The 23,490-nt window shown below is 37.9% G+C and carries 24 protein-coding genes; all 24 read right to left on the bottom strand.

From position 1 onward, the window contains the following. Positions 1-372: 372 nt before the first annotated feature. On the bottom strand, positions 373-768 hold the full coding sequence (locus CS937_RS15635; protein WP_099159406.1) for a F0F1 ATP synthase subunit epsilon: 396 nt from the start codon (positions 766-768) through the stop codon (positions 373-375). 91 nt (positions 769-859) lie between these two features. Further along, positions 860-2,272 carry a F0F1 ATP synthase subunit beta gene (atpD, locus tag CS937_RS15630; RefSeq protein ID WP_099159405.1) on the bottom strand — a complete coding sequence of 471 codons (1,413 nt, stop codon included), beginning with the start codon at positions 2,270-2,272 and terminating at the stop codon, positions 860-862. 39 nt (positions 2,273-2,311) lie between these two features. Then, positions 2,312-3,172 (bottom strand): ATP synthase F1 subunit gamma, encoded by an 861-nt coding sequence (atpG, locus tag CS937_RS15625; protein WP_099159404.1) that lies wholly within the window; start codon positions 3,170-3,172, stop codon positions 2,312-2,314. A gap of 102 nt (positions 3,173-3,274) precedes the next feature. Then, positions 3,275-4,786 carry a F0F1 ATP synthase subunit alpha gene (gene atpA / locus CS937_RS15620; protein WP_099159403.1) on the bottom strand — a complete coding sequence of 504 codons (1,512 nt, stop codon included), beginning with the start codon at positions 4,784-4,786 and terminating at the stop codon, positions 3,275-3,277. Between the two features lie 18 nt (positions 4,787-4,804). Further along, entirely contained in the window at positions 4,805-5,338 is a 534-nt protein-coding gene (locus CS937_RS15615; protein WP_099159402.1) for a F0F1 ATP synthase subunit delta, read from the bottom strand. Next, positions 5,335-5,862: a F0F1 ATP synthase subunit B gene (gene atpF, locus CS937_RS15610; RefSeq protein ID WP_099159401.1), complete on the bottom strand. Its 528-nt coding sequence runs from the start codon at positions 5,860-5,862 to the stop codon at positions 5,335-5,337. The genes CS937_RS15615 and atpF overlap by 4 nt, the downstream gene beginning before the upstream one ends. Before the next feature lie 158 nt (positions 5,863-6,020). Further along, a complete protein-coding gene (atpE, locus tag CS937_RS15605) occupies positions 6,021-6,233 on the bottom strand; it encodes a F0F1 ATP synthase subunit C (RefSeq protein WP_099159400.1) in 213 nt (70 codons plus the stop codon). A gap of 99 nt (positions 6,234-6,332) precedes the next feature. Continuing rightward, positions 6,333-7,055 carry a F0F1 ATP synthase subunit A gene (gene atpB, locus CS937_RS15600; protein WP_099159399.1) on the bottom strand — a complete coding sequence of 241 codons (723 nt, stop codon included), beginning with the start codon at positions 7,053-7,055 and terminating at the stop codon, positions 6,333-6,335. Between the two features lie 22 nt (positions 7,056-7,077). Continuing rightward, the gene (locus CS937_RS15595; RefSeq protein WP_099159398.1) at positions 7,078-7,446 is read right to left on the bottom strand and encodes an ATP synthase subunit I; all 369 of its coding nucleotides are present in this window, start codon (positions 7,444-7,446) and stop codon (positions 7,078-7,080) included. 561 nt (positions 7,447-8,007) lie between these two features. Further along, the gene (locus CS937_RS15590; RefSeq protein ID WP_099159397.1) at positions 8,008-10,200 is read right to left on the bottom strand and encodes a S8 family serine peptidase; all 2,193 of its coding nucleotides are present in this window, start codon (positions 10,198-10,200) and stop codon (positions 8,008-8,010) included. A 232-nt stretch (positions 10,201-10,432) separates the two neighbouring features. Continuing rightward, positions 10,433-11,545 carry a non-hydrolyzing UDP-N-acetylglucosamine 2-epimerase gene (wecB, locus tag CS937_RS15585; protein ID WP_099159396.1) on the bottom strand — a complete coding sequence of 371 codons (1,113 nt, stop codon included), beginning with the start codon at positions 11,543-11,545 and terminating at the stop codon, positions 10,433-10,435. A gap of 109 nt (positions 11,546-11,654) precedes the next feature. Next, entirely contained in the window at positions 11,655-12,284 is a 630-nt protein-coding gene (gene upp / locus CS937_RS15580; RefSeq protein WP_099159395.1) for a uracil phosphoribosyltransferase, read from the bottom strand. Positions 12,285-12,608: 324 nt separating this feature from the next. After that, on the bottom strand, positions 12,609-13,865 hold the full coding sequence (locus CS937_RS15575; RefSeq protein WP_099159394.1) for a serine hydroxymethyltransferase: 1,257 nt from the start codon (positions 13,863-13,865) through the stop codon (positions 12,609-12,611). 26 nt (positions 13,866-13,891) lie between these two features. Further along, positions 13,892-14,467 (bottom strand): TIGR01440 family protein, encoded by a 576-nt coding sequence (locus tag CS937_RS15570; RefSeq protein ID WP_099159393.1) that lies wholly within the window; start codon positions 14,465-14,467, stop codon positions 13,892-13,894. Between the two features lie 35 nt (positions 14,468-14,502). After that, entirely contained in the window at positions 14,503-14,943 is a 441-nt protein-coding gene (gene rpiB, locus CS937_RS15565; RefSeq protein WP_099159392.1) for a ribose 5-phosphate isomerase B, read from the bottom strand. A gap of 29 nt (positions 14,944-14,972) precedes the next feature. After that, complete coding sequence (locus CS937_RS15560) at positions 14,973-16,265, bottom strand: methyl-accepting chemotaxis protein (RefSeq protein WP_099159391.1); 1,293 nt, start codon at positions 16,263-16,265, stop codon at positions 14,973-14,975. Between the two features lie 27 nt (positions 16,266-16,292). Then, positions 16,293-16,895 carry a low molecular weight protein arginine phosphatase gene (locus CS937_RS15555; protein WP_099159390.1) on the bottom strand — a complete coding sequence of 201 codons (603 nt, stop codon included), beginning with the start codon at positions 16,893-16,895 and terminating at the stop codon, positions 16,293-16,295. A gap of 202 nt (positions 16,896-17,097) precedes the next feature. Continuing rightward, the gene (locus CS937_RS15550) at positions 17,098-17,652 is read right to left on the bottom strand and encodes a manganese efflux pump MntP (RefSeq protein WP_099159389.1); all 555 of its coding nucleotides are present in this window, start codon (positions 17,650-17,652) and stop codon (positions 17,098-17,100) included. A gap of 172 nt (positions 17,653-17,824) precedes the next feature. Continuing rightward, positions 17,825-18,853 carry an L-threonylcarbamoyladenylate synthase gene (locus CS937_RS15545; RefSeq protein WP_099159388.1) on the bottom strand — a complete coding sequence of 343 codons (1,029 nt, stop codon included), beginning with the start codon at positions 18,851-18,853 and terminating at the stop codon, positions 17,825-17,827. 298 nt (positions 18,854-19,151) lie between these two features. Beyond that, positions 19,152-19,553: a GNAT family N-acetyltransferase gene (locus CS937_RS15540; protein ID WP_099159387.1), complete on the bottom strand. Its 402-nt coding sequence runs from the start codon at positions 19,551-19,553 to the stop codon at positions 19,152-19,154. A 62-nt stretch (positions 19,554-19,615) separates the two neighbouring features. After that, positions 19,616-20,245 (bottom strand): stage II sporulation protein R, encoded by a 630-nt coding sequence (spoIIR, locus tag CS937_RS15535; RefSeq protein ID WP_099159386.1) that lies wholly within the window; start codon positions 20,243-20,245, stop codon positions 19,616-19,618. A 69-nt stretch (positions 20,246-20,314) separates the two neighbouring features. Further along, complete coding sequence (gene prmC, locus CS937_RS15530) at positions 20,315-21,181, bottom strand: peptide chain release factor N(5)-glutamine methyltransferase (RefSeq protein ID WP_099159385.1); 867 nt, start codon at positions 21,179-21,181, stop codon at positions 20,315-20,317. 1 nt (position 21,182) lies between these two features. Continuing rightward, a complete protein-coding gene (gene prfA / locus CS937_RS15525; RefSeq protein WP_099159384.1) occupies positions 21,183-22,253 on the bottom strand; it encodes a peptide chain release factor 1 in 1,071 nt (356 codons plus the stop codon). Between the two features lie 254 nt (positions 22,254-22,507). After that, the gene (locus CS937_RS15520) at positions 22,508-23,464 is read right to left on the bottom strand and encodes a nuclease-related domain-containing protein (protein ID WP_099159383.1); all 957 of its coding nucleotides are present in this window, start codon (positions 23,462-23,464) and stop codon (positions 22,508-22,510) included. Positions 23,465-23,490: the final 26 nt, after the last annotated feature.

The raw sequence follows: 23,490 nt of genomic DNA, 5'->3' as shown, positions 1-23,490 counted from the left end.
CAGATTATGTTGTAGCGAGAAATGAAATTGATCATGATTTAGCATTTCCCGGGAAATATCGACTTTATTTTGGGCAATTGGGAAAATTATTGAGGTAAGAGTTCAAAGCTTGAATGAGTATAGTTGAATGTTGTTATGATTTTCTTTTGTTTAGGAAGATAATTCGATTGATTTTTCTCTATAGTGAAGGAAATTCCGGAAATATGTTTTTCACCATCAGCGATTGAGCTTTCCTTATTTCGATCGATTTCCACTTATAGCAGTTGAAATATTCTCATTCTAGTTGATTTCATCAGTGAACATGACTCAACCACTTCAAATATTCACCAACACAAAAAGCCCCCCACATGTCAGTGAGAAGCTTTCTATTTATTATCCTATAATATCCAATCTGTTCATTGCTCGTTTGAGTGCTAATTCTGCCCTTTGGAAGTCGATGTCGTCTTGTTTAGACTGGAGGCGTTGTTCCGCGCGTGATTTTGCTTCTTTTGCGCGTTCAACATTGATGTCTGAAGGTGCTTCTGCAGATTGGGCAAGAATTGTTACCTTATCTGGTCGTACCTCCAAAAATCCGCCACTAACAGCTAATCGTTCCGAATCATTGCCACGTTTTAAACGTACAGCACTGATTGTTAATGGAGCGACCAATGGAATATGTCCCGGTAAAATACCAAGTTCACCATTTTCTGCTCTACAGCTAACCATTTCAAAGCTATCTTCCAAAACCGGACCATCAGGAGTAACAACACTCACAGTTAGTGTTTTCAATGTAACCCCTCCTTGAGACGTAAAAGCAGGTTGGGAAATCCATCTGGAATTCCCAACTGTTTATATACTGCTGTTACCTAAGTCTTCGTTATTATTCCATTTCTTTTGCTTTTTCAACAACCTCTTCAATGCGTCCAACTAAGCGGAATGCATCTTCTGGTAAGTCGTCATATTTACCTTCTAAAACTTCTTTAAAGCCTTTTACCGTTTCCTGTACTGGTACATAAGAACCTTTTTGTCCAGTAAACTGTTCAGCAACATGGAAGTTTTGTGATAGGAAGTTTTGAATGCGACGAGCACGTTGTACCGTTTGTTTGTCTTCATCAGAAAGCTCATCCATACCAAGAATAGCAATAATATCTTGTAATTCTTTATATTTTTGAAGTGTACGTTGAACCTCAGTAGCCACTTCATAATGTTCTGCACCAACAATTTCTGGGTCCAAGGCACGTGATGTAGATGCCAATGGATCCACAGCAGGATAAATACCTTGCTCAGAAAGTTTACGCTCTAAGTTTGTAGTTGCATCCAAGTGAGCGAAAGTTGTAGCTGGTGCTGGGTCTGTATAGTCATCGGCAGGTACATAAATAGCCTGGATTGATGTAACAGAACCTTTATTTGTTGATGTGATACGTTCTTGTAATTTACCCATTTCAGTTGCAAGCGTTGGTTGGTAACCAACTGCAGATGGCATACGTCCGAGTAGTGCGGATACCTCTGAACCTGCTTGAGTGAAACGGAAAATATTATCGACAAATAACAACACGTCTTGGCCTTGTTCATCACGGAAATATTCAGCCATTGTTAGTCCTGTTAATGCTACACGCATACGCGCACCAGGTGGTTCGTTCATTTGACCGAATACCATTGCAGTTTTCTCTATAACGCCTGAATCTTTCATTTCGTAGTAAAGGTCGTTACCTTCACGGGTACGTTCACCAACACCTGCAAATACGGAAATACCACCATGTTCTTGTGCGATGTTGTTAATTAACTCTTGAATTAAAACTGTTTTACCTACACCGGCACCACCAAATAGACCGATTTTACCACCCTTAATATATGGTGCTAATAGGTCAACAACCTTGATTCCAGTTTCAAGAATTTCTGTTTCTGTTGCAAGGTTTTCAAATTCAGGCGATTCGCGGTGAATTGGATCCCTACGCACACCTGCATCTAAAGGTTCATCAAGATCAATATTCTCACCTAATACATTAAATACACGGCCAAGTGTTTCATCACCAACCGGTACTGAAATTGCTTTACCTAAATCTTCAACTTCCATTCCACGTTGAACACCATCTGTTGACGACATCGCAATTGTACGAACAGAGTTGTCACCTAGATGAAGCGCTACTTCTAATGTAAGTTCAATGCTTACTTTAGAATCGCCCTGTGCTTCATGACGGACGACTAATGCGTTATATATATCTGGGAGCTGTCCCTCTTCGAATTTTACATCGATTACAGGTCCCATGACTTGTGAAACATAACCTTTCGTCATCGAATTTCCCTCCTAACTTACTGTTTAATGGTCAAGGAGCTATTCCAATGCAGCTACTCCACCAATTATTTCTGTAATTTCTTGTGTGATAGCTGCTTGGCGTGCACGGTTATAAGACAATGATAAATCACCAATAATGTCTTCTGCATTATCTGATGCACTACGCATTGCAGTCATACGTGCTGCGTGTTCACTCGCTTTACCGTCAAGCAATGCACCATATATTAAACTTTCGGCATATTGCGGTAAAAGTACTTCTAAAATTTCCTCTTGATCTGGTTCATATTCATACTGACTACCAGAAACAGTGCCCTCTTGTAAATTTGTTAATGGCAACAATTGTTTTGATGTTACTTGTTGAGAAATAACACTTATATAATGATTATAATAAATGTTCAGCTCGTCAATTTCTTCATTAATATACATTTGTACAGTTTCCGATGCCAATTCTTTGATATCAGCAAAATTCGGCTGATCGGCAAGACCAAGAATACTTTTAACGATTGGCATATTACGTTTATTGAAATACTCGTAGCCAACGCGTCCAGCAACAATAATTACATATTCATCCGTTGAGTTGTGTTTTTCTTTGATTGTTTGATGCAATTTACGTAAAACACCACTATTGTATGCTCCAGCAAGTCCTCGGTCTGATGTAATAACAAGGTAACCAGTCTTTTTCACGTCACGACTTTTGAGCATTGGATTGTCTACATTTTTACTGCTTTGTGCAATACTTGCAACAACTTCTTGGATTTTCTCACTATATGGTATATATTTACGAACATTTTCTTCAGCACGATTCATTTTAGAAGCTGAAACCATTTCCATCGCTTTGGTAATTTGTTTCATTTTCTTCGTTGAATCGATTTTAGTTTTAATATCTCTTAGTGATGCCAAGCTTTTTCACCACCCTTTCACTCCAAAGGTTGCGTGCATTGATTAACATATTAACTTCTTGCTCCACGGACACGTAATATTGGAAGCCTGTGAAGCTTATCATTACTTATCTGAAGGTAAGAAAGTTTTCTTAAATGATTCAATTGCATCGTTCATATCGCCTGCTTCTGGTAGTTGTCCAGTTTCACGAATTGATGCAAGTAATTCTGTACGGTTATCGTCTAACCAGAGATGGAATTGTTCTTCAAAACGTGTAATATCCTCAACAGGAATATCATCTAAGAAGCCTTTTGTAAGTGCATAAATGATCATTACTTGTTTCTCAACAACTAGTGGTTTATGCAAACCTTGTTTTAGAACTTCAACAGTACGTGCACCACGATTAAGTTTTGCGGCTGTCGCTTTATCAAGGTCAGAGCCAAACTGTGCGAATGCTTCTAACTCACGGTATGATGCAAGGTCAAGACGCAAAGTACCGGCAACTTTTCTCATTGCTTTAACTTGTGCAGATCCACCAACACGCGATACTGAAAGTCCCGCATTAATCGCTGGACGAACACCTGAGAAGAATAAATCTGATTGTAAGAAGATTTGTCCATCAGTGATCGAAATTACGTTTGTTGGAATATATGCTGAAATATCTCCCGCTTGTGTTTCAACAAATGGTAGTGCAGTTAATGAACCGCCACCTTTAGCATCACTTAACTTAGCCGCACGCTCTAATAAACGTGAGTGTAGGTAGAACACATCTCCTGGGAATGCTTCACGACCTGGAGGACGGCGTAAAAGTAATGAAAGTTCACGGTATGCTACCGCTTGTTTTGATAAATCATCATACACAACTAGTACATGTTTTCCGTTATACATAAACTCTTCACCCATTGAAACGCCTGCATATGGAGCAAGGTATAATAATGGAGCAGGGTCTGATGCACCAGCAGATACTACAATTGTATAATCAAGTGCACCGTAACGGCGAAGTGTTTCAACTGTTCCACGAACGGTTGAGTCTTTTTGACCAATAGCAACATAAATACAAATCATATCTTGGTCTTTTTGATTAATAATGGTATCAACAGCTACTGTTGTTTTACCAGTTTGACGGTCACCAATGATAAGCTCACGTTGTCCGCGACCAATCGGCACAAGCGCATCGATCGCCTTAATACCCGTTTGCAATGGTTCGTCAACTGATTTACGATCCATAACACCAGGTGCTTCAGATTCAATTGGGCGAGATTTCGTTGTTTCAATTGGACCTCTACCATCAATTGGTTGACCAAGCGGGTTCACTACGCGTCCAAGTAATTCCTCCCCAACTGGTACTTGCATGATTCTGCCTGTACGACGAACTTCATCGCCCTCTTTAATTTCTGTATATGGTCCTAGGATGACGATACCAACGTTTGATTCCTCGAGGTTTTGCGCCATACCCATTACACCATTTGAAAATTCAACAAGCTCTCCGGCCATGACATTATCAAGACCATGAGCACGTGCGATACCGTCACCAATTTCAATAACTGTTCCGACATCACTTACTTCAATTTCCGAGTCAAAACTCTCAATTTGCTGTTTAATCAGTGTACTGATTTCTTCAGCTTTGATGCTCATACCATTTCACCCCTATCATCATTTGTTTACAATATTCCGTTCGATACGTTTAAGTTTTCCACTAATGGAACCATCATAAATTGTGTTCCCCATGCGGATCTTAACGCCACCAATAATTGAAGGATCAACTACATTTTCAAGCTTGATCGCTGTTTTATTAAAACGTTTAGCAAACGTGCTTTCAAGCTCTGCCTTTTCAGCATCAGATAATTCACGAACAGAATAAACGAGTGCATCTGCAGTTCCGTTAGCATCGTTGACCATTTGTATTAAATGATCAATAATGGATGGAAGGCTTTCTATACGATGACGTTCAACAAGTATCTTTAGCGTGTTGATTATATCGTTTGATAGACCTTGAAACACTTCTTGTAGAAATTGTTTCTTTTTCTCATTATTTACCCGTGGATGCTCTAGAACTGTATAAAGTTTTTGATTGTCTTGAAAAACGTCTTTAACAACACGTAATTCTTCAACTATCGTTTCTAATGTTGCTTTTTCGTTTCCGAGTTGAAAAAGAGCTTCTGCATATCGTTTGGCAACTACACTCATCGCTCTTCTCCTACCTCTTTAATGTATTCGTTAATCAGTTTTTCCTGATCTTGTGCACTTATTTCTTTTTCAATTACTTTACTTGCGATAAGAACTGATAATGAAGCCACTTTATCTTGTAGTGCTTGAATTGCTTTTTCTTTTTCATTTTGGATTTCTTCTTGTGCAGCAAGCTTAATACGTTCTGCTTCGTTACGTGCAGACTGAATAATTTCTTGTTCTTGCTTTACACCCGCACTTTTTGCATCCTCAATGATTTTTTGTGCTTCTTGCTTTGTTTGTTTCAATTGTGCTGTAGCTTCTTTTGATGCTTTTTCAGCCTCAGCTCGGGCTTTTTCAGCAGCTTCGATTTCTGAAGCGATATATTCTTCACGCTTTTGCATCATTCCCATAATAGGGCCCCACGCATATTTACGTAGTAACACAAGCAATATAATAAAGAATATTAATTGGACTAGCATATCTCCAACATGAAGTCCACCAATTGCAGCATTAATCGTAGAAAATCCAGTGAATGCTTGCACAGAATTCACTCCTTTCACATTACATTTAGGCATTACTTTTATTGATCAAACGTTTAATCAATTTATTATCATTACGGAATTACCGCTTTTGTTAATTCATAAACAACGGCGAAGATTCTATGGAAAGTCGAACTTCGCCATTTACTTATTTATTATTACTATTGACCCATTACCATAAATGCGATAACTACTGCGATGATCGGCATAACCTCAACCAAACCTACACCAATGAACATTACTGTTTGAAGTTGACCTTTTAATTCTGGTTGACGAGCAATACCCTCTACTGTACGACTTACAATAATACCGTTACCAATACCGCCACCTACTGCGGCTAATCCTACTGCTATTGCAGCTGCTAAAATTCCCATTATGAAATCCTCCTCATAAATATGTTTGTTTTTTAATAATATCCTGTTTAAACAGATTGTTTCTGTTCAAACTGGTTCATTACCAATTCTCAAAAAAACTTAGTGATCACTGCTTACTTTGTGTGACATGTAAACCAATGTCAACAATGTGAAGATAAATGCTTGAATGGCACCAACGAATATACTAAATCCTTGCCATGCTAACATAGGGATAGCACCACCTATGAAGCCGACAGCCCCTGATGTCATCAATCCTGCTAATAATCCTAACAGGACTTCCCCTGCATAAATGTTACCAAATAACCGAAGACCGAGTGTTAGAGAGTTTGCCAATTCTTCTATTATTTTAATTGGTAAAAATATAGGGTAAGGTTTGATAAAGTCTTTCATATATTCCTTCCCACCTCGAATTTTCACTCCGTAAAAATTCGTTAGTAGAATAACCATTACTGATAGAGTTAATGTAATACCAGCATCAGACGTTGGGGATTTCCACCATAAATCGTGGCCAAATGTAGCCATCGTTATAACACCTAACATGTTACTTACAAAAATATAGGTGATCAGTGTCAGTGCTAATGGCAAGAAGCTCTTTCCAGTCTTCCAATCCATTGCATCGTTAACCATTCCTTTAACAAAATCAATGATCCATTCCATTACGTTTTGTGCACCAGTCGGTTTCAACTGTAAACTTTTAGCTCCCAATACACAAAGTACGAAAACAATTAATGATGCGATAGCAATCATCAAGACATTGGATAAATTAAAATCAAGCCAAGGAATTCCAAGTACATCTTCTACTATTGGTGCTTCATGATCCAACTTTTTCACCCCTCTTTCAACATTACTTTTTAGATTCGTGCACAAAAAAATCTATCATAATGACAAGGTATGATGTCATTAATCCAATAACAACAGCGATAATGTGAAAATAGTCTTCATAGCGAAGTGCAATAACTACTGCTAAGGCAACTGCGGCCAAACGTGAAAGCGTACCAATACCCCGTACAGACTTCCCTTGTCCAGCAGCCTCTGTAACGTCTTTTGTCTTCTTTTGTAAAAGGTATAAATTATAAAAACTGACCACACTTCCTAAAAGAAGTCCGAGGAAGATACGTAGATACGGTGTAAAGCCGGCTCCAAGTACCAAGATTGCGAGTAGGTAGAACATCCACTTGCGCTCGCGGGCTATCATAGTTTGATATTGCGACATGATTTATAATTCCCCCGTGATTTTTTGAACAAAATGTAAGTATTCTGTAAATAATGGATAGATTTTTAGATGGAAACAGTAAAAATACTTCAACACGTTGTCCAGAAAGCAAGTTGCGGACAATTGTCTATAAAAAACAATTGCATACAGTAGTTTTTAATCGCTGAAATCACATAAGAAAAAATCGGAAAAAAAGTATGACTATCATTGAACTAGGAGACAATTTCCGACATGCTCTAAGTAACATAAAATTCGACTAAAAGACGCAATTACTGCAGAATAATGAAAACCTTACCATTCCACACTAAGCAAGTGTACAATAGCCCCATCTTGTTGTCAATTAGTTTGTGAGAGAAACTACAAATTGGTAATTACTCTAATTTAGCCCTTTTTGTGGAATGGCTTTTAATCGGTTTTCTTCCATTTAATGCACTAATAGTGATTGCAAAGGGGTTCTTAAAAACTCACAGAATTTTTAAATACAGCAATTATTCCTACCCTAACTATTATTATAAATGATAATAACAAGCGAATTATTGACATTTTTGTGAACAGATACACTTACTCTATATGGATTTCGGATTCGTAACTTTCATACGTTCCGTTTTCCAATTCTAATGTGATCAATGCTTTATAGTTACCCGGTTTTCCAATATCTTTCTTTTTCATATTACCTTCATTCATACCTACTTTAGGATCTTCTATTTCTAAAAATTTTCTTTCATATAATAATGTATCAGGATTGTATAAGTTTACTTCGACACGCTTCACCTTTTCAGTAAGATACAATTGATATAAATACGTATCTTTTGAGAAAGGTTTTAATGAAAATTGGAAGCCCATTGCTTTTGGATTATCTGCTTGCTTACTAACAAATAGGTATGGTAAATGAAACACTTCCTTATCCTGTTTTAAAGTTAGCCAGCCCTCATGAATTCCTTTTTTTATTTGTTGGGTGACCACACTTAATTCAACAGGAATTGTTTTTTTCTCGTTTTTTTCCAATGTAAAAGTCTGTGGCAAATTCCAACTAAGACCTTTTTCCTTTTTAGGAATTTCAAATGAATAGCTTTGCTCATGATTTGTTGTATTTTCAATTGTTAATGCAATTTTGTTTGTTTCTTTGTAATCATCTATTTTCCCAAAGGATAGTAACGGTTCGTAAATTATCGTGTCAGTATTTACTGCTTGTTTTGGCTGGATTTGACCCATTCCTTGGACAATGGGCTCATAATAGTTCCCCTGTTCTTTTTCAATAGGTTGTGCTGCTGTTTTTAAAGCTCCGATAATTTTTTCAACTGACCAATCTGGATGTGCTTCTTTTAGTAATGCAATCGCACCGGTTACGTGTGGAGCTGCCATGCTAGTACCTTGTAATTCTTTGTATCCGCCTGGAACTGTACTTAAAATATTCGCTCCTGGAGCGATAACATCGGGTTTAATGTCCCAATTAACCGTTACTGGTCCACGAGAACTAAATCCTGCTATACCTTCTGTTGTTTTTTTAAAGATTGTTTCTAGATAAAGCTTTTCTTCTTTAGATTGCTCAATAATCCATTCACCAGCTTCTTTCGGAATTGCCGCAACAGGAATCGTTAGTGGTCCTTGACCATTTTCAACCGATCCCTGAAAATACCCATCTTTATTATTATAAATTAATACCGCGACAGCTCCAGCGTCTTCTGCTTTTTTTGCTTTTTCATAAAAAGGTATTTTACCACGCTGGACAAGAACAATTTTTCCACGTGCATCATCAAGCCTATCCGTTCCTACTACAATTGGATAGTCTTTTTCTAGATTCCACGCTGGTGAACCTAACATTGTTGTCAATCCAATTGCTACGTCTTCCAGCTGATCATATAGGTATGGGATTTTTTGCGGCATAGTTGATGCACCCACTGACAATGCCCCCTTCGCTGTTGCCGGAGACCCAACTGTCCAATTGTTTGGACCACTATTTCCATTTGCTATTACTACCGCAACACCAAGTTCGACAGCTCGATTGACAGCTATACTCGTAGGATAGTCAGGACCATTTACTGAATTACCTAACGATAAATTAATAACATCCATATCATCTTCCACAGCTTGTTCAAGCGCCGCAATCACTTGGACCGACGTCCCCATTCCACCAGGTCCAAGAGCACGATACGCATAAATATCTGCGTCGGGCGCAACACCTTTTATTTTTCCATCGGCAGCGATAATTCCAGCTACATGTGTACCATGTAATGTCGGCATACCTTGGGAACGGGTGGTTTCCATCGGATCATCATCAAGATCCACTAAATCATACCCATCTACGTAATTCGTTGCTAGATCTGGATGGTTGTAATCTACTCCCGTGTCAATTATGCCAACCTTCACCCCTTCACCTCTATATTTAGTATTATTAATGGAAGCGGGGATAACTGAATTTGTTGTCTCTGTTGCATCAGGGGTTTGGTATATTGCTTCATACTTTGTAATTGGATGGATTGCCTTAATAAAATCCAGTGAATCCATTCTCGCTAGATCTCCTGGATCTCCTTGTAATGCAATACCGTTGAACAACTTATCATACGTAGCAACAACATCAACGTACGGATAGTATGCTTCTAGATACTCTTTATGTTTCGTCGGATCTCCTTCCACCTCTATTATTATGGAAACTTTTTCGTCAGGTTTTTCGGTTTCCTCGGTTACTGATGTTGCTGTCGTTGTTATTGGTAGAAATAGTGCTGCTAAAATGATGAGAAATAGAATTCGTTGCATGGATGGAGGTCCTCCTTTTTTATTATCATTTGAAAAAGTTGGATAATCATGCATGGTTTGGAGGATTTCTTGATTTTATGGTTGTATGATTTGTCGTGAGAAATTAGGCTAAACAAGTTCCAGTTGATAAAATGCGATTGCTTTGGTTGATCTAACCTGTTACAGGTTTAGGCAACTCACAGGATAAGTTATACCAACAAAAAAGGCCCAGCATCTACTGAGCCCTTCCATTTTACTTAAAATAATCAACAATAGCATCGGCAATACGTTCGGATGCTTGTCCATCACCGTATGGATTTGATGCTTTTGCCATTTTATCATATGAAGTTTTATCTGATAACAGTTCGTGTGCCAAGTTAAAAATAGTATCTTCGTCTGTTCCGGCTAATTTTAACGTTCCTGCTTCAATACCTTCTGGTCGTTCAGTAGTGTCGCGTAATACTAGAACTGGAACACCTAATGATGGCGCTTCTTCTTGGACACCACCTGAATCCGTTAAAATTAAATGGCTACGCGCAGCAAAATTATGAAAATCTACTACACCTAATGGTTCAATTAATTTAATGCGATCATCATTTCCTAAAATATCATTTGCAGTTTGTTGAACGACTGGATTTAAGTGTACCGGATAAATAACTTGCACATCATCATGTTCTTCAACTAAACGTTTAATTGCACGGAACATCTGTTGCATGTTGTTACCGAGATTTTCTCTACGATGTGCTGTCATCAGTACTAGTCGTTTATCACCAATCTCATCAAGAACTGTACTAGAGTAACGATCATCTACAGTCGTTTTTAATGCATCAATTGCCGTATTTCCTGTGACAACAATACGATCAGCTGGTTTATTTTCGTCTATTAGATTTTGTTTTGACTTTTCAGTAGGGGCAAAATGTAAATCTGCCATAACACCTGTTAGCTGACGGTTCATTTCTTCTGGATATGGCGAATATTTGTCCCATGTCCTAAGACCTGCTTCCACATGTCCTACTGCAATTTGGTTATAGTAAGCTGCAAGTGAAGCTGCAAAAGTAGTACTCGTATCACCATGCACTAAGACGATATCTGGCTTAGTTTCTTTCATTACTTTGTCTAGACCTTCTAATGCTCGTGTCGTAATCTGTGCTAGTGTTTGTTTTTGTTTCATAATGTTTAAATCAAAATCCGGTGTTATCTTAAAAATTTCCAGCACTTGATCAAGCATTTCTCTATGCTGTGCGGTAACAGTTACGATCGATTCAAACTCTTGTTCTCGTTTTTGTAACTCTAAAACAAGAGGTGCCATTTTGATTGCTTCTGGTCTTGTTCCAAAAATCGTCATTACTTTAATGCGTTTACTCATTTCTCGTCACTCCACATCTATTTTTCAGAATAGGTCATTTTGCCTTATAAAGTTATCAACAGATTGGCCGCGTCCAGCTCCAGCACCTATGCTTTTGTTTTTTCTGTTCTTATTTCGTGCCGTAAAGTCGGTCACCTGCATCTCCTAATCCTGGAATAATATAGCCATGGTCATCCAGTTTTTCATCCAGGGCTGCTAGATAAATATCTACATCCGGATGCTCTTCCTGAATTTTTTTAACGCCTTCAGGTGCTGCGATTAGGCACATCAAGCGGATTTGTTTAGCACCGCGTTTTTTCAATGAATGAATTGCGTCATTTGCTGAACCACCTGTTGCCAGCATGGGGTCAATAACTATTAATTCGCGTTCGGAAATATCTGACGGTAATTTGATATAGTATTCTACCGGTTGTAACGATTCAGGATCACGATATAACCCAACATGGCCAACACGAGCAGCTGGGATTAAACTTAACATCCCGTCTACCATACCAAGCCCAGCACGGAGAATTGGGATTAAGCCAATTTTTTTCCCTGCCAATACCTTCGTTTTCGCTTCCATTACGGGTGTTGGAGTCGTAATTTCCTGAAGCGGCAGGTCTCGCGTTATTTCAAAAGCCATTAACATTGCCACTTCATCAACAAGCTCGCGGAATTCTTTGGTACCTGTATTTTTATCCCTTATGTACGTTAATTTATGTTGAATTAACGGATGATCTAGTACGTGTACTTTTCCCATTTCGGTGATCACTCCTTAAGATTAGTTACATCTTTCAAATTGTACTGAAAAATTGGCAACGTTTCAAGCAAAGTAAAAATTTTATCACCTAAAGCAAAAGCAGAGGCGTCCGTGTAGTTACGTTTGGAGTGGACTGAGCCGTAGGAGATAACGGACAGAATGAGCATAGCCAATCGATGTTAACTTATCATACGGAGGTGTGGGACGTCCCACAGTCGCTGGGCGTGGCTTACCATGATGTAAACTAATTAGAGCCAAAAATTTATATTTTCTTATCGTAAAAAAGGATGCCCGCTATTTCGGAACATCCTCGGAATTATGCTATTATGCGTAAAGCGGAAAACGATCCGTTAAAACTTTAACACGATCAGCCGCTTCCTGTAATTTTGTTTCATCTTCATGATTTTTAAGCGTAAGTGAAATAATTGCAGCAATTTCATCCATTTCAGCTTCCTTAAATCCACGTGTTGTCACAGCTGCTGTACCGATACGCACACCGCTTGTTACAAATGGGCTTTCTGTATCAAATGGGATCGTATTTTTATTTGTTGTGATACCAATGTCATCTAGTACTTTTTCTGCAACTTTACCTGTTAGGTCAAGTGGTGTTACGTCTAAAAGCAGGAGATGGTTGTCAGTTCCCCCTGAAACAATACGAATTCCTTCATCCTTCAATGCTTCACCTAAAACGTTGGCATTTTTAACGATTTGTCTTGAGTATGCTTTAAAATCATCGGATAATGCCTCTTTAAATGACGTTGCTTTTGCAGCAATTATGTGCATCAAAGGACCACCTTGCATACCAGGAAAGACGGACTTATCAATTTTCTTCGCGTATTCCTCTTTACACAAAATCATACCGCCACGTGGGCCTCTTAAAGTCTTGTGTGTAGTAGTGGTAACAAAGTCAGCATGCGGCACAGGATTTGGATGAAGACCCGTAGCGACAAGACCAGCTATATGTGCCATATCAACCATTAAATAAGCTCCGACTGCATCAGCAATTTCACGAAACTTGGCAAAGTCAATCGTACGTGAATACGCACTAGCACCAGCAACAATTAGTTTTGGTTTAACTTCTTTCGCCTTTTCTAATACAGCATCATAATCAAGCTGTTCTGACTCTTTATCTACACCGTACTCAACAAAATTATAAAGCTTCCCACTGAAATTCACAGGGCTGCCATGTGTTAAGTGACCACCATGGTTCAAGTTCATCCCAAGTACTGTGTCACCTGGTTCTAAAGCAGTGAAATAAACCGCCATGTTTGCTTGCGCACCTGAATGGGGTTGTACATTAGCATGTTCGGCATCAAACAGTTCTTTCGCACGGTCACGAGCTAAATTTTCCACAACATCAACAAATTCACAACCACCATAATAACGTTTTCCAGGATAGCCTTCTGCATATTTATTTGTTAACACAGAACCCATTGCTTCCATTACTGCTTCAGATACAAAGTTCTCTGATGCAATAAGTTCAATTTTTTCCTGCTGTCGTTTTTTTTCATTCTGCATTGCTGTATATAGTTCTTGATCTGCTTTAGATAGGTCTTTGACTGCTAGTTTCACTTGGTCCATTTTTGTAAAGCCTCCTACGTATTTGATTATTTACAACTGTTATTAGCTGCAGTGTCCTTATAAATCGCACGTTCCCCACCAATTAATTTTGGTCTAGTTCGTGCTGCTGTAACACGGGCATTTCCAATCTTACGTTGATTGAAGCGTAATGGTATTGCTACCCGTTTCATGTGCATGCCAATCATTGTCTCACCAATATCAATTCCTGCATGAGCTTGAATTGTTTCAACAACTACGGGGTTCTTCATATGTTTATATGCATAAGATGCCATTGAACCACCAGCAGTTGGCGCTGGAATAACTGATACTTGTTCAAGCTTATGTGTATCCATTGTTTTCTGTTCAACGACTAGAGCACGGTTTAAATGCTCGCAACATTGAAATGCAAGCTTAATATTCATTTTGCTTTTCAAATATTCTAATGCTGCAAAAACTATGGCCGCCAATTCTTCACTACCAGCGGTTCCAATATGTTTTCCAGCAATTTCACTAGTGGAACAGCCTATGACGAAGAGATTCCCTTCGCGCAAATGCTGACTAGCTAGCCATTCATCGATGACTGCACGAGTATCATTTTGCACCTGTTGGTTGAAGTCTACCATTTGTATCACCTGCCATGAGAAGTGCAACACATAACTTATTTATCTTCATACGTAGAAATTTTACCAATTCGATTAGCATGACGTCCGCCATCAAATTCAGATTCGAGCCAGGATTTTGCAATTTCACGAGCAAGCCCAGGCCCAATTACCCGCTCACCCATTGCTAGCACGTTAGAGTCATTATGCTGACGTGTTAATTTTGCTGTATAAACATCGTGAACTAATGCACAACGAATACCTTTTACCTTGTTTGCTGAAATGGACATGCCGATTCCAGTTCCACAAATAAAAATTCCGCGATCAAATTCACCACTAGCAACACGCTCTGCAGCTGGTAGTGCATAATCCGGATAGTCTACTGAGCTTTGGCAATCACAACCAGTGTCCACATAATCAATACCCATTTCGTCTAATAGATTTTTTACTTCGTTACGGATTGTCATTCCTGCATGATCTGCTGTAATTATAACTTTCATCTATCTTCACTCCTTCTCTAAAGGTGCTTTTACGATACGTTAAATTTCTGAATTTGTTTATTTAATGTCTTTGCTTGATCCTCTAATTCATATGCCATATGATCGACTTGTTCAATAATACTTGCCTGTTCCTGGATTGATGCATTAACTTCTTCTGCCCCAGCAGATGTTTCTTCAGCGATAGCAGCAACTTCCTGTGATTGCCTAACGGTTGCTTGAATTGACTCTAGTTGACGATTTACCAATGTAGAAATCGCATCAATTTCGTTTGCTACATCATTGATAGATCCAGACATTTGCTCAATAGCGTCATTTGTTTGTTTACCTTTTTTCGCTTCTTTATTAGCATATTGTACATTATCGTTGATCTTATTTACAACGAGTGCTACATCATCTTGAATTGTTTTAATTAAATCAGAAATACGTTGAACAGCTTTTGCACTTTGATCAGCCAATTTACGAATTTCATCAGCTACTACCGCAAACCCTTTGCCATGTTCACCTGCTTGGGCTGCTTCGATGGAGGCATTTAAAGCCAACAGATTAGTTCGGGCGGCAATCTCACCCACCATCGTAATAACCGATTCAATTTGCAGGGCATTTTCCTTTAGATTGTCAACATCTCGCAATGAGTTTTCCTGCTCACTAGCCAGTTGTTGTATCCCTACTACTAATTGATTTACCACCATTTTACTATTGTTTAACGTATCAATCATATTGTTTGACTTATCCTTCGATTGGCTAGCCATATTTTGTACTTCACCGGCAAGTTCTGTTGCCATTTCAACAGACTCTACCGTTTGCTGAATAGCCTCAGAAGAACTTTCTGCCCCTTTCGATATATCATCAACGGATGCACCAATTGATTTCGAGTATTGTGTAGCTTGATCCGAAGATTGTTTCATATTTAATACAGATTGATTTGTATAATCAAAATGCTTATCTATATTATGTACCATATCGGTCAAATTTTTAAGCATTTTGTCAAAAGCAATACTAAGTGCTCGAATTTCATCGTCAGAATTAGAAATTTCAATTGATTGATTTAAATTACCATTTGCTGCATTTGTTGCAACAATTTCAAGACTTTCCAAAGGCTTGGTAATAAAACGAGCAGCAAAATAAGCTAATACACCCGACCAAAAAATCCCCATTACCAACGTAATAACAGTGAACCAATTTTCCGAAACATTCCAGAATGATTGAACATAATTGAAAACAAAATAAATAAAAATGGCACTAAAAGTATATGTAATAATTGCCAAAAGTGTTGTCAACAAAACTAACTTTAATCGTAAACTAAATCGATATTTTCTTCTCATAGATGTATCCCCTTACACCTTCATGTTTTATTTTATTTTTTTTATTAGTGAATCAATATATTTATCCAATTCGTTTAACGTTTCCTTATATATTCTAAGGTCCCCACCAAACGGGTCGGAAATATCGTAATTAATTAAACTAGACTCCAATAGTTGGATGTGTTCAAAATCCTCCTGCAAATGCTTCTCAAGCTCCTGTTCAAGTTTAGGATTATCAAGCTTTTGTTGATTTTCCTGAATGAAAATAGATCGTTTTGCTTCATAATTTGCATAAGCTTGTTTAAGTTCATTCCACACTTTTTTATCGGCTTCTGAAACGTATTCCTTCAATGTGAAATATTTTTCTTGAAATTTAGGATGCTGTAAAATAAGTGACTGTTTATGCTGTGTCGTCATGGTTAATACGAGATCTGCCCAGTGTAGCAGTTTATCAGTAACAGGTTGCGAACAATGGTCTAATGCTATTCCTTTTAATTCAAGTGCCTCAATCGCAGTCTGATTTGCACGCTGATTTTTTCCAGCAAATATTCCTGCTGACTGCACCTCTGCTTCAGGAAATTTATGTTTTATTAGCGCTTCCGCCATCGGACTTCGACATGTATTTCCCGTACAAATGAACAAGATTTTCATAATGCAACCTCCGTAAAAAAAACTCTTAATTAAAATATAACATAGAAAGAAGTGGAATGTTAGAAAAAATAGATGATGCATTTAGCGGGACAGGGGGTCAGACCCCATGTCCCAGCAGGAAGGTTTTTACCAATAAAAAAAACGGAGAATTTTTCTCCGCTTCGTTCTATTTTATATTCAACTAGTTTGATATTTTTTTCGTTCACCCAAATATTAGCTTTAATCCGAAGCCACATAAAATACTTCCTCCCAGTATTTCACTATATACTCCAAGTAATCCGTGTACCTTTTTCCCTAGGATCATGCCAATCCATGTAAGAATCATACTAGCTGCTCCAAATAGAAATAAGGCAATGGCTGTTTTTACCCCTGACATTCCGAGACTTAATCCAACAGAGAAACTATCCATACTGACACTTAACGCAAAAAATAGGAGGCCAATTCCCATTGGTTGAACTATTTTTGTTGCTTCATGATTAAAAGCTGAAAAAAGCATTTGTGCTCCGATAACGAGTAATAAAAATCCCCCAATAAGAATCGTAATCTCACCGATTTGATTGGAAATAGCTTTTCCCAATATAATACCGATAAATGGCATAATCATATGAAAAAGTCCAATGATAACACCAATCAATGCAATTCGCTTAAGCCGTATTCGTTGCATTCCCATTCCAAGGCTCACTGAAAATGCGTCCATGCCCAGTGCTATCGACATAAAAACTAATGAGACTATTTCTCCTATTTGATACTCTGACATTTAACATCCTCCTCGGACATGCTTATAAATACTATGCATGTCCAAGGCGGAATATGAGTGCTTTTACTATTAATGGAATTTTTATATGTATGTATTCGGTGTGTTATAGCTCGTATTACCTAATTCCCCTAAAACATAAATGGGCACCAGTCGCGGTACCCATCTAAAAACATTATTTTTCCATGATATATTCACTTGCTGCTTTTTTTAACCGATTCATTATCGCTTGTCCAATCCCTAGTTCAGGAAATGTCTCACATAATATAAGGTCAATGTCACCTTCTTTAAACGTCCGTAATGCATCATATAAATTTGCCGCAATATCGTTTAGAGATTTTTTAGACCCTAGAGATATTATCGTGTCAGCTTGTAATTCTGAAGCAGTTTCCGTGCTGGCCATTACACCAATACGTTTTATCTTTTCCCCTTGCGCATCGATAACATCCTGGAGCGAACCTTCAACTAGCCATAACGGTACTTCTGGCGCATAGTGTTTATATTTCATTCCTGGTGCTCTCGGTTTGTCTTCTGCATTGGCTAGGGCAGGATCAACCATAACAGACCCAATTACTTCTTCTAACTGTTCCCTTGTTACGCCACCAGGACGCAAGATAATCGGGATTTCTTGAGTGCAGTCAATTACAGTTGATTCAACCCCCACTCCTGTTGGACCACCATCCAACAAGCCAGCAATTTTCCCTTGAAGGTCTGCCCATACATGTTCTGCTGTCGTTGGGCTTGGTTTTCCAGAAATATTAGCGCTAGGTGCAGCAATTGGTATATCACATTGTTTAAGTAATTCTTGAGCTACTGGGTGGCCGGGCAAGCGAATGCCAATTGTGGATAACCCGGCGGTAACATTGGTTGCACACATACCATTACTCGGTAAAACATATGTTAACGGGCCAGGTGAAAAATGATCAATTAATTTTTCAGCTACCGGTGACAATACACGAACTAGCTTCTTTAATTGGTCCTTTGTTGCTACATGAGCAATTAACGGATTGTCTGTTGGGCGTCCTTTTGCTTCGAAAATACGCGCTACCGCTACTTCATTCCTCGCATCGGCACCCAATCCATACACTGTCTCTGTAGGGAACGCTACTGTTGAACCACTTTTTAATAATTCTGCTGCATCGTTTATTACCCGTTGATTATAGGTTGTATCATTCATTAAATTCCATCGTTTTGTTTGAAACATTTTCTTCTTACCTCTTTTCTACCATTCAATTTTAGTCTATGGTAGACATTCATGCAATGCAATACACTTATCCACAACTCAAATTCCAACAACATCCTTAAAAACAAAAAAGCCCGCTGGATTTTATCCACAGACAGTTGATAACTATAGCTATACTTTTATCTTTTCAACACAAAACAAAGCTTGTTATATCAATGATTAAAGAGGTTTTCCACACATCTATTCACAAGGTATTCTTTTTACTAACAAGTTCCCAACAGGTTACCCACAAAAACTGTGGATAACCTGTGAATATATACTACGATACGTTATATGTCCACCAATTTCCATGTTCTCTTGGATGTTTATCCACGAAGGCACTCTGGTTTTGTGGATGAAATTGCAGCGCTTCTAATAAAACGTCCACCATTGGTTGATGACTATGCACATAAACACTTCTCGCATTGTGTTCTTTTGCTAAGGCTAAGATAGCTTCTAGCAGGATAGGAAGTGCCGGTGCAGCTTGCTTTGTAACATGCAGTTGTTTTAACCAATATACACCTTCCGCTTCTTGTTCTAAAATGAAACAGCCTTCTATTTTTTCTTTAACTTCCACTACATACCCATTTTGCATGAGTGCTTTTTTATTAACATCCTGATTATTTGTTAAAAATTGCTCTACCTGTTTTTTAGGTGCGTTACTTGTTGAAATAAGTTTCATAATATCACCTCTACTAAATTTGATAGATACCTAGTTTTACCCTAGTCTCTACCATCCTATGCTTAAAATAGGAAATCTATAACCGAATCAATCCATTCAAATAGAAAAAATTTTACTTCAACCTCGTCAGCCTTTTGCTCCTTATCAACATCTTCCATTTCCATATCTTTGTCAGCTGCTGATGCTACACTAGTACCATTAGAAAAATCCAAGAAACATAGAGGTGGGAAAAGGACACACCACCAATTGGCACCTTTACCTTCACCAAGCGTAATTAATACTGCTTCGTATTCACCTGCTGGATATAAATAAGATCCATATAGTTTAGTAGGAAATGATACATTGGTTCCATATTCTACTTGAAAGTCACGATCTTCGTTCTCTCGCTTCAACGTATTAGCTACTATTCGCTTAATTTCAGGTAATTGCTCTTGAATCACTTTTCGAGCTTCGTTAATATCCGCAATATCCTTTACCCATTTTGTTATGGACTCATTCACTTCATCACGAACCAGTCGTTTAATCTGCTGGTCCTCATCTCTATCACTATTTGCTAAAATCCTAAGACGAATTGCTTCGTCCGGGATAACTTGATAATCTGCTTCAGAATTAGTTTGTTGACTAACACCTTGATGTGGTATGGATAAAAATAATATAAAAAATATGAAAACAAAAAATACTAGTTTCTTCATCGTCCAAACCCTCTTTTCCTCTGATTTACAAACAGTATGGTCAGTGGACGATTTTTTTAAACTAGTATTCTAGTAATTTTTTATTTTTGCTATAACGATACGATCTTTTTTGTTAATATCTTGATGAATTTGAACTTCACTTTTAGGAAATTTAGTTTTTAGTAGCGCTTTGACTGCCTCTCCTTGTTGATAACCTATTTCAAAGGCGACAATCGCGTTTTCTGCTAAAACGAAGGACAGCTTTTCGATTATTTGTCTATAAGCGGCCAGACCATTTTCATCGGCAAACAACGCAATTTCTGGATCAAACACCTTTACTGTATCAGCCATTACTACCTCATCTTCTCTTGCAATATACGGTGGATTGGAAATAATAAAGTCAACTTTTCTATCTGTGTGGATAAGCGGCTGTAAAAAATCACCTTGTAAGAAAGTCACATTTGCATTGAACTGTTTTGCGTTATTCCTTGCCGTTGTTAAAGCATCTTCCGAAATGTCTGTCGCATAAACAATAGCATTATCAAGCTCAAGGGCTAGTGTAGTCGCAATAATTCCGCTTCCTGTGCCAATGTCTGCGATGGTAACTGGCATTTTGCTTTGTTGAACAAGTTTTATGACATGTTGAACAAGCTCCTCTGTTTCTGGCCTTGGAATCAGTACATGATTATTAACTAGAAATTTTCTACCGTAAAAAATTTCATAGCCAGTCAGGTGCTGCACCGGGATTCCTGTCTCCCCATGCTCCTTGATTGCTTTTTGAAATTCGTGTACCACTTTATCCGGAACTGGTTCACGCATCATTGCAAAAAATTCAGATCTGGACACATCTAAATAATGCTGTAATAGTAATTCAGCAACCCTTGTTTCCCGATTATGTTTTTCTAAAAAAAGAGAAGCCCAGCCTAGGACTTCGTATAGTTTCATTGGTTTATCCATATTATTCACCAATTTGCTCTAGTTTTTTCGCTTGTTCTTCCATAAGTAAAGCGTCAATAATTTCATCCAATTTACCAGTTAAGATTTGATCAAGCTTTTGAATGGTTAAATTGATTCGATGGTCTGTTACACGATTTTGCGGGAAATTATACGTACGAATGCGTTCAGAACGGTCCCCGGTTCCAACTGCAGATTTTCTTGTTTCATCGTATTCAGCACGAGCCTCTTGCTGGAATTTGTCATAAATACGCGCACGCAATACCTTCATCGCTTTTTCCTTATTTTTAATTTGTGATTTTTCGTCCTGAATAGATACAACAATTCCAGTCGGTTCATGTGTTAAACGTACAGCAGACATAGTTGTATTTACACTTTGACCACCAGGGCCACTTGATGCAAAGGTATCTACCCGAATGTCCTTGTCATGTACTTCAACTTCTACATCTTCTGTTTCCGGCAAAACAGCTACTGTTGCTGTCGATGTATGAATTCTGCCACCTGATTCCGTTTCAGGGACACGTTGAACACGATGAGCACCATTTTCATATTTTAATTTTGAATATGCGCCAGTACCGTTGATCATGAAAATAATCTCTTTATAACCACCGACTCCAGTTGAGCTTGCCTCAAGAACCTCTGTCTTCCAGTTATATGTCTCCGCATAACGCGAATACATACGGTACAAGTCACCAGCAAACAATGCTGCCTCATCACCACCAGCTGCCCCGCGGATTTCCACAATAACGTTCTTGTCATCATTCGGATCCTTTGGTAAAAGCAGAACCCTCATCTTTTCTTCCAGTTCTTCCTTACTTCCACTAAGTTCAGAGATTTCACCTTTTACCATTTCATACATATCATCATCTAGATTATCTTCAAGCATAGCTTTCGCATCTTTTAATTGTGTTGTAACATCTTTATATTCACGATAAGCCTGAACAACATCCTCAAGCCCAGCTTGCTCCTTGGAGTATTCACGCAATTTATTCGTATCACTTATAACTTCAGGATCACTTAATAATTCATTCAATTTATCATAACGATCTTCCAACGATTGTAAACGATCTAACACAACGGTCACCTCTTTTTCGATTAACAGTACAATTATAGTATACTAAGGTTTGTTGGTCAAAGTTAAGGTTATTGGGTGTGGGGGGTTATGTGTTTACTGGAATGTTCGCTGGGATTCAGCATTTGATGTGAATAATTCGGTATTCCGTTTAATTATTCAGCAGTAACTTGAATATTTCAGCATTCAGCATCATTATTCAGCGTTTAACATTGTTAATTCAGCATTATCTTAAACTAGCTAGATACTTCAGCATCTTATATTTCATAAACTCTAGCTTTTGTATTTCCAACAAATTTAAAGTTTTTTTGCAGTAACCATTTCGCAACATTTGGTGATGTTAGCTGTAAAAATTCCCTTGTCTCTTGATTCGATATGTTATTCCCAATCAACATTTTATAATCATTAAGTGCAGCTAAATGTGCATCTACTGACTTATGACTACAATTCGTACAAAACCATTGCCTTTTTTTCCTAATCATTGGTAATGCAAAACACTTTGGACAAAATACGCCTTTTATTAATTCGTCCTTGGAAACATTATATTTAACCAATATATCCTTTGATGGGGGTGTATGCACTTTCATTAATCGTTCTGCCAGATTCCTAAGCTGCCCTATTTTCAATAGTGAAGTTGAATATTTTCTGCCTAATTCTTCAAACGTAAAAAATAGTTGATTATTATGAATAACCTCTTTGGGGATGAAATTAGTTGTTGGGGATGTAGACTTTATAATGGTGCTTAGGAAGCTAATTACTACCAATAATTCAAGTGGAATTGTAAATATATCGTGATTTTGAAGCCATTTATGAAGACGATGCAATTGCATTTTTGCCTGAGGAACTGGGTTCGGAAAACCTTCTTCTACATAATCATCACCAATACGGATTACTTGTCCATTCTCATCAAAAAGTAAAGTTCCATACCAATTCTTTACTTCCAATAAAAGAAAAAAACTTTCACTCAAAATTAAGGTATCTATTTGGAAAAACCCTTGTTTATCACGTAGTCGTAAATTGTGCAATATAAGGTATTTCTCTACATCCAAAAAACTTAATGGGTAGTCCACCTCCCTTTCACCCCGTACTCCACTTTTCATGTTTTTATAATCTCTCTGTACAACATTCTTCATTGGATGTAACGGTGACAACCTCCTATCAAGGGCTTCTAATCGAAATTGTGTCATAGTATTTCCGTGTTGTTTTAAAATCATAACTTTATCACACTCCTATAAACAAT

The organism is Virgibacillus ndiopensis, assembly GCF_900187325.1.
In the GTDB taxonomy this organism is placed as follows: Bacteria; Bacillota; Bacilli; order Bacillales; family Amphibacillaceae; genus Virgibacillus_E; species Virgibacillus_E ndiopensis.
This window is presented reverse-complemented; position numbering and strand designations above follow the sequence as displayed.

Excerpts from the sequence above, each read along its gene's own strand:
- CS937_RS15570 (WP_099159393.1), bottom strand. The coding sequence starts at position 14,467 with ATGGTAGACTTCAACCAACAGGTGCAAAATGATACTCGTGCAGTCATC.
- spoIIR (WP_099159386.1), bottom strand. The coding sequence starts at position 20,245 with ATGAAGAAACTAGTATTTTTTGTTTTCATATTTTTTATATTATTTTTA.
- CS937_RS15615 (WP_099159402.1), bottom strand. The coding sequence starts at position 5,338 with ATGAGTGTAGTTGCCAAACGATATGCAGAAGCTCTTTTTCAACTCGGA.
- CS937_RS15550 (WP_099159389.1), bottom strand. The coding sequence starts at position 17,652 with ATGTCAGAGTATCAAATAGGAGAAATAGTCTCATTAGTTTTTATGTCG.
- prmC (WP_099159385.1), bottom strand. The coding sequence starts at position 21,181 with ATGGATAAACCAATGAAACTATACGAAGTCCTAGGCTGGGCTTCTCTT.
- upp (WP_099159395.1), bottom strand. The coding sequence starts at position 12,284 with ATGGGAAAAGTACACGTACTAGATCATCCGTTAATTCAACATAAATTA.
- wecB (WP_099159396.1), bottom strand. The coding sequence starts at position 11,545 with ATGAGTAAACGCATTAAAGTAATGACGATTTTTGGAACAAGACCAGAA.
- atpA (WP_099159403.1), bottom strand. The coding sequence starts at position 4,786 with ATGAGCATCAAAGCTGAAGAAATCAGTACACTGATTAAACAGCAAATT.
- rpiB (WP_099159392.1), bottom strand. The coding sequence starts at position 14,943 with ATGAAAGTTATAATTACAGCAGATCATGCAGGAATGACAATCCGTAAC.
- CS937_RS15520 (WP_099159383.1), bottom strand. The coding sequence starts at position 23,464 with ATGATTTTAAAACAACACGGAAATACTATGACACAATTTCGATTAGAA.
- CS937_RS15590 (WP_099159397.1), bottom strand. The coding sequence starts at position 10,200 with ATGCAACGAATTCTATTTCTCATCATTTTAGCAGCACTATTTCTACCA.
- CS937_RS15555 (WP_099159390.1), bottom strand. The coding sequence starts at position 16,895 with ATGAAAATCTTGTTCATTTGTACGGGAAATACATGTCGAAGTCCGATG.
- CS937_RS15595 (WP_099159398.1), bottom strand. The coding sequence starts at position 7,446 with ATGTCGCAATATCAAACTATGATAGCCCGCGAGCGCAAGTGGATGTTC.
- CS937_RS15575 (WP_099159394.1), bottom strand. The coding sequence starts at position 13,865 with ATGGACCAAGTGAAACTAGCAGTCAAAGACCTATCTAAAGCAGATCAA.
- CS937_RS15540 (WP_099159387.1), bottom strand. The coding sequence starts at position 19,553 with ATGAAACTTATTTCAACAAGTAACGCACCTAAAAAACAGGTAGAGCAA.
- atpD (WP_099159405.1), bottom strand. The coding sequence starts at position 2,272 with ATGACGAAAGGTTATGTTTCACAAGTCATGGGACCTGTAATCGATGTA.
- CS937_RS15560 (WP_099159391.1), bottom strand. The coding sequence starts at position 16,265 with ATGAGAAGAAAATATCGATTTAGTTTACGATTAAAGTTAGTTTTGTTG.
- CS937_RS15545 (WP_099159388.1), bottom strand. The coding sequence starts at position 18,853 with ATGTTTCAAACAAAACGATGGAATTTAATGAATGATACAACCTATAAT.
- atpE (WP_099159400.1), bottom strand. The coding sequence starts at position 6,233 with ATGGGAATTTTAGCAGCTGCAATAGCAGTAGGATTAGCCGCAGTAGGT.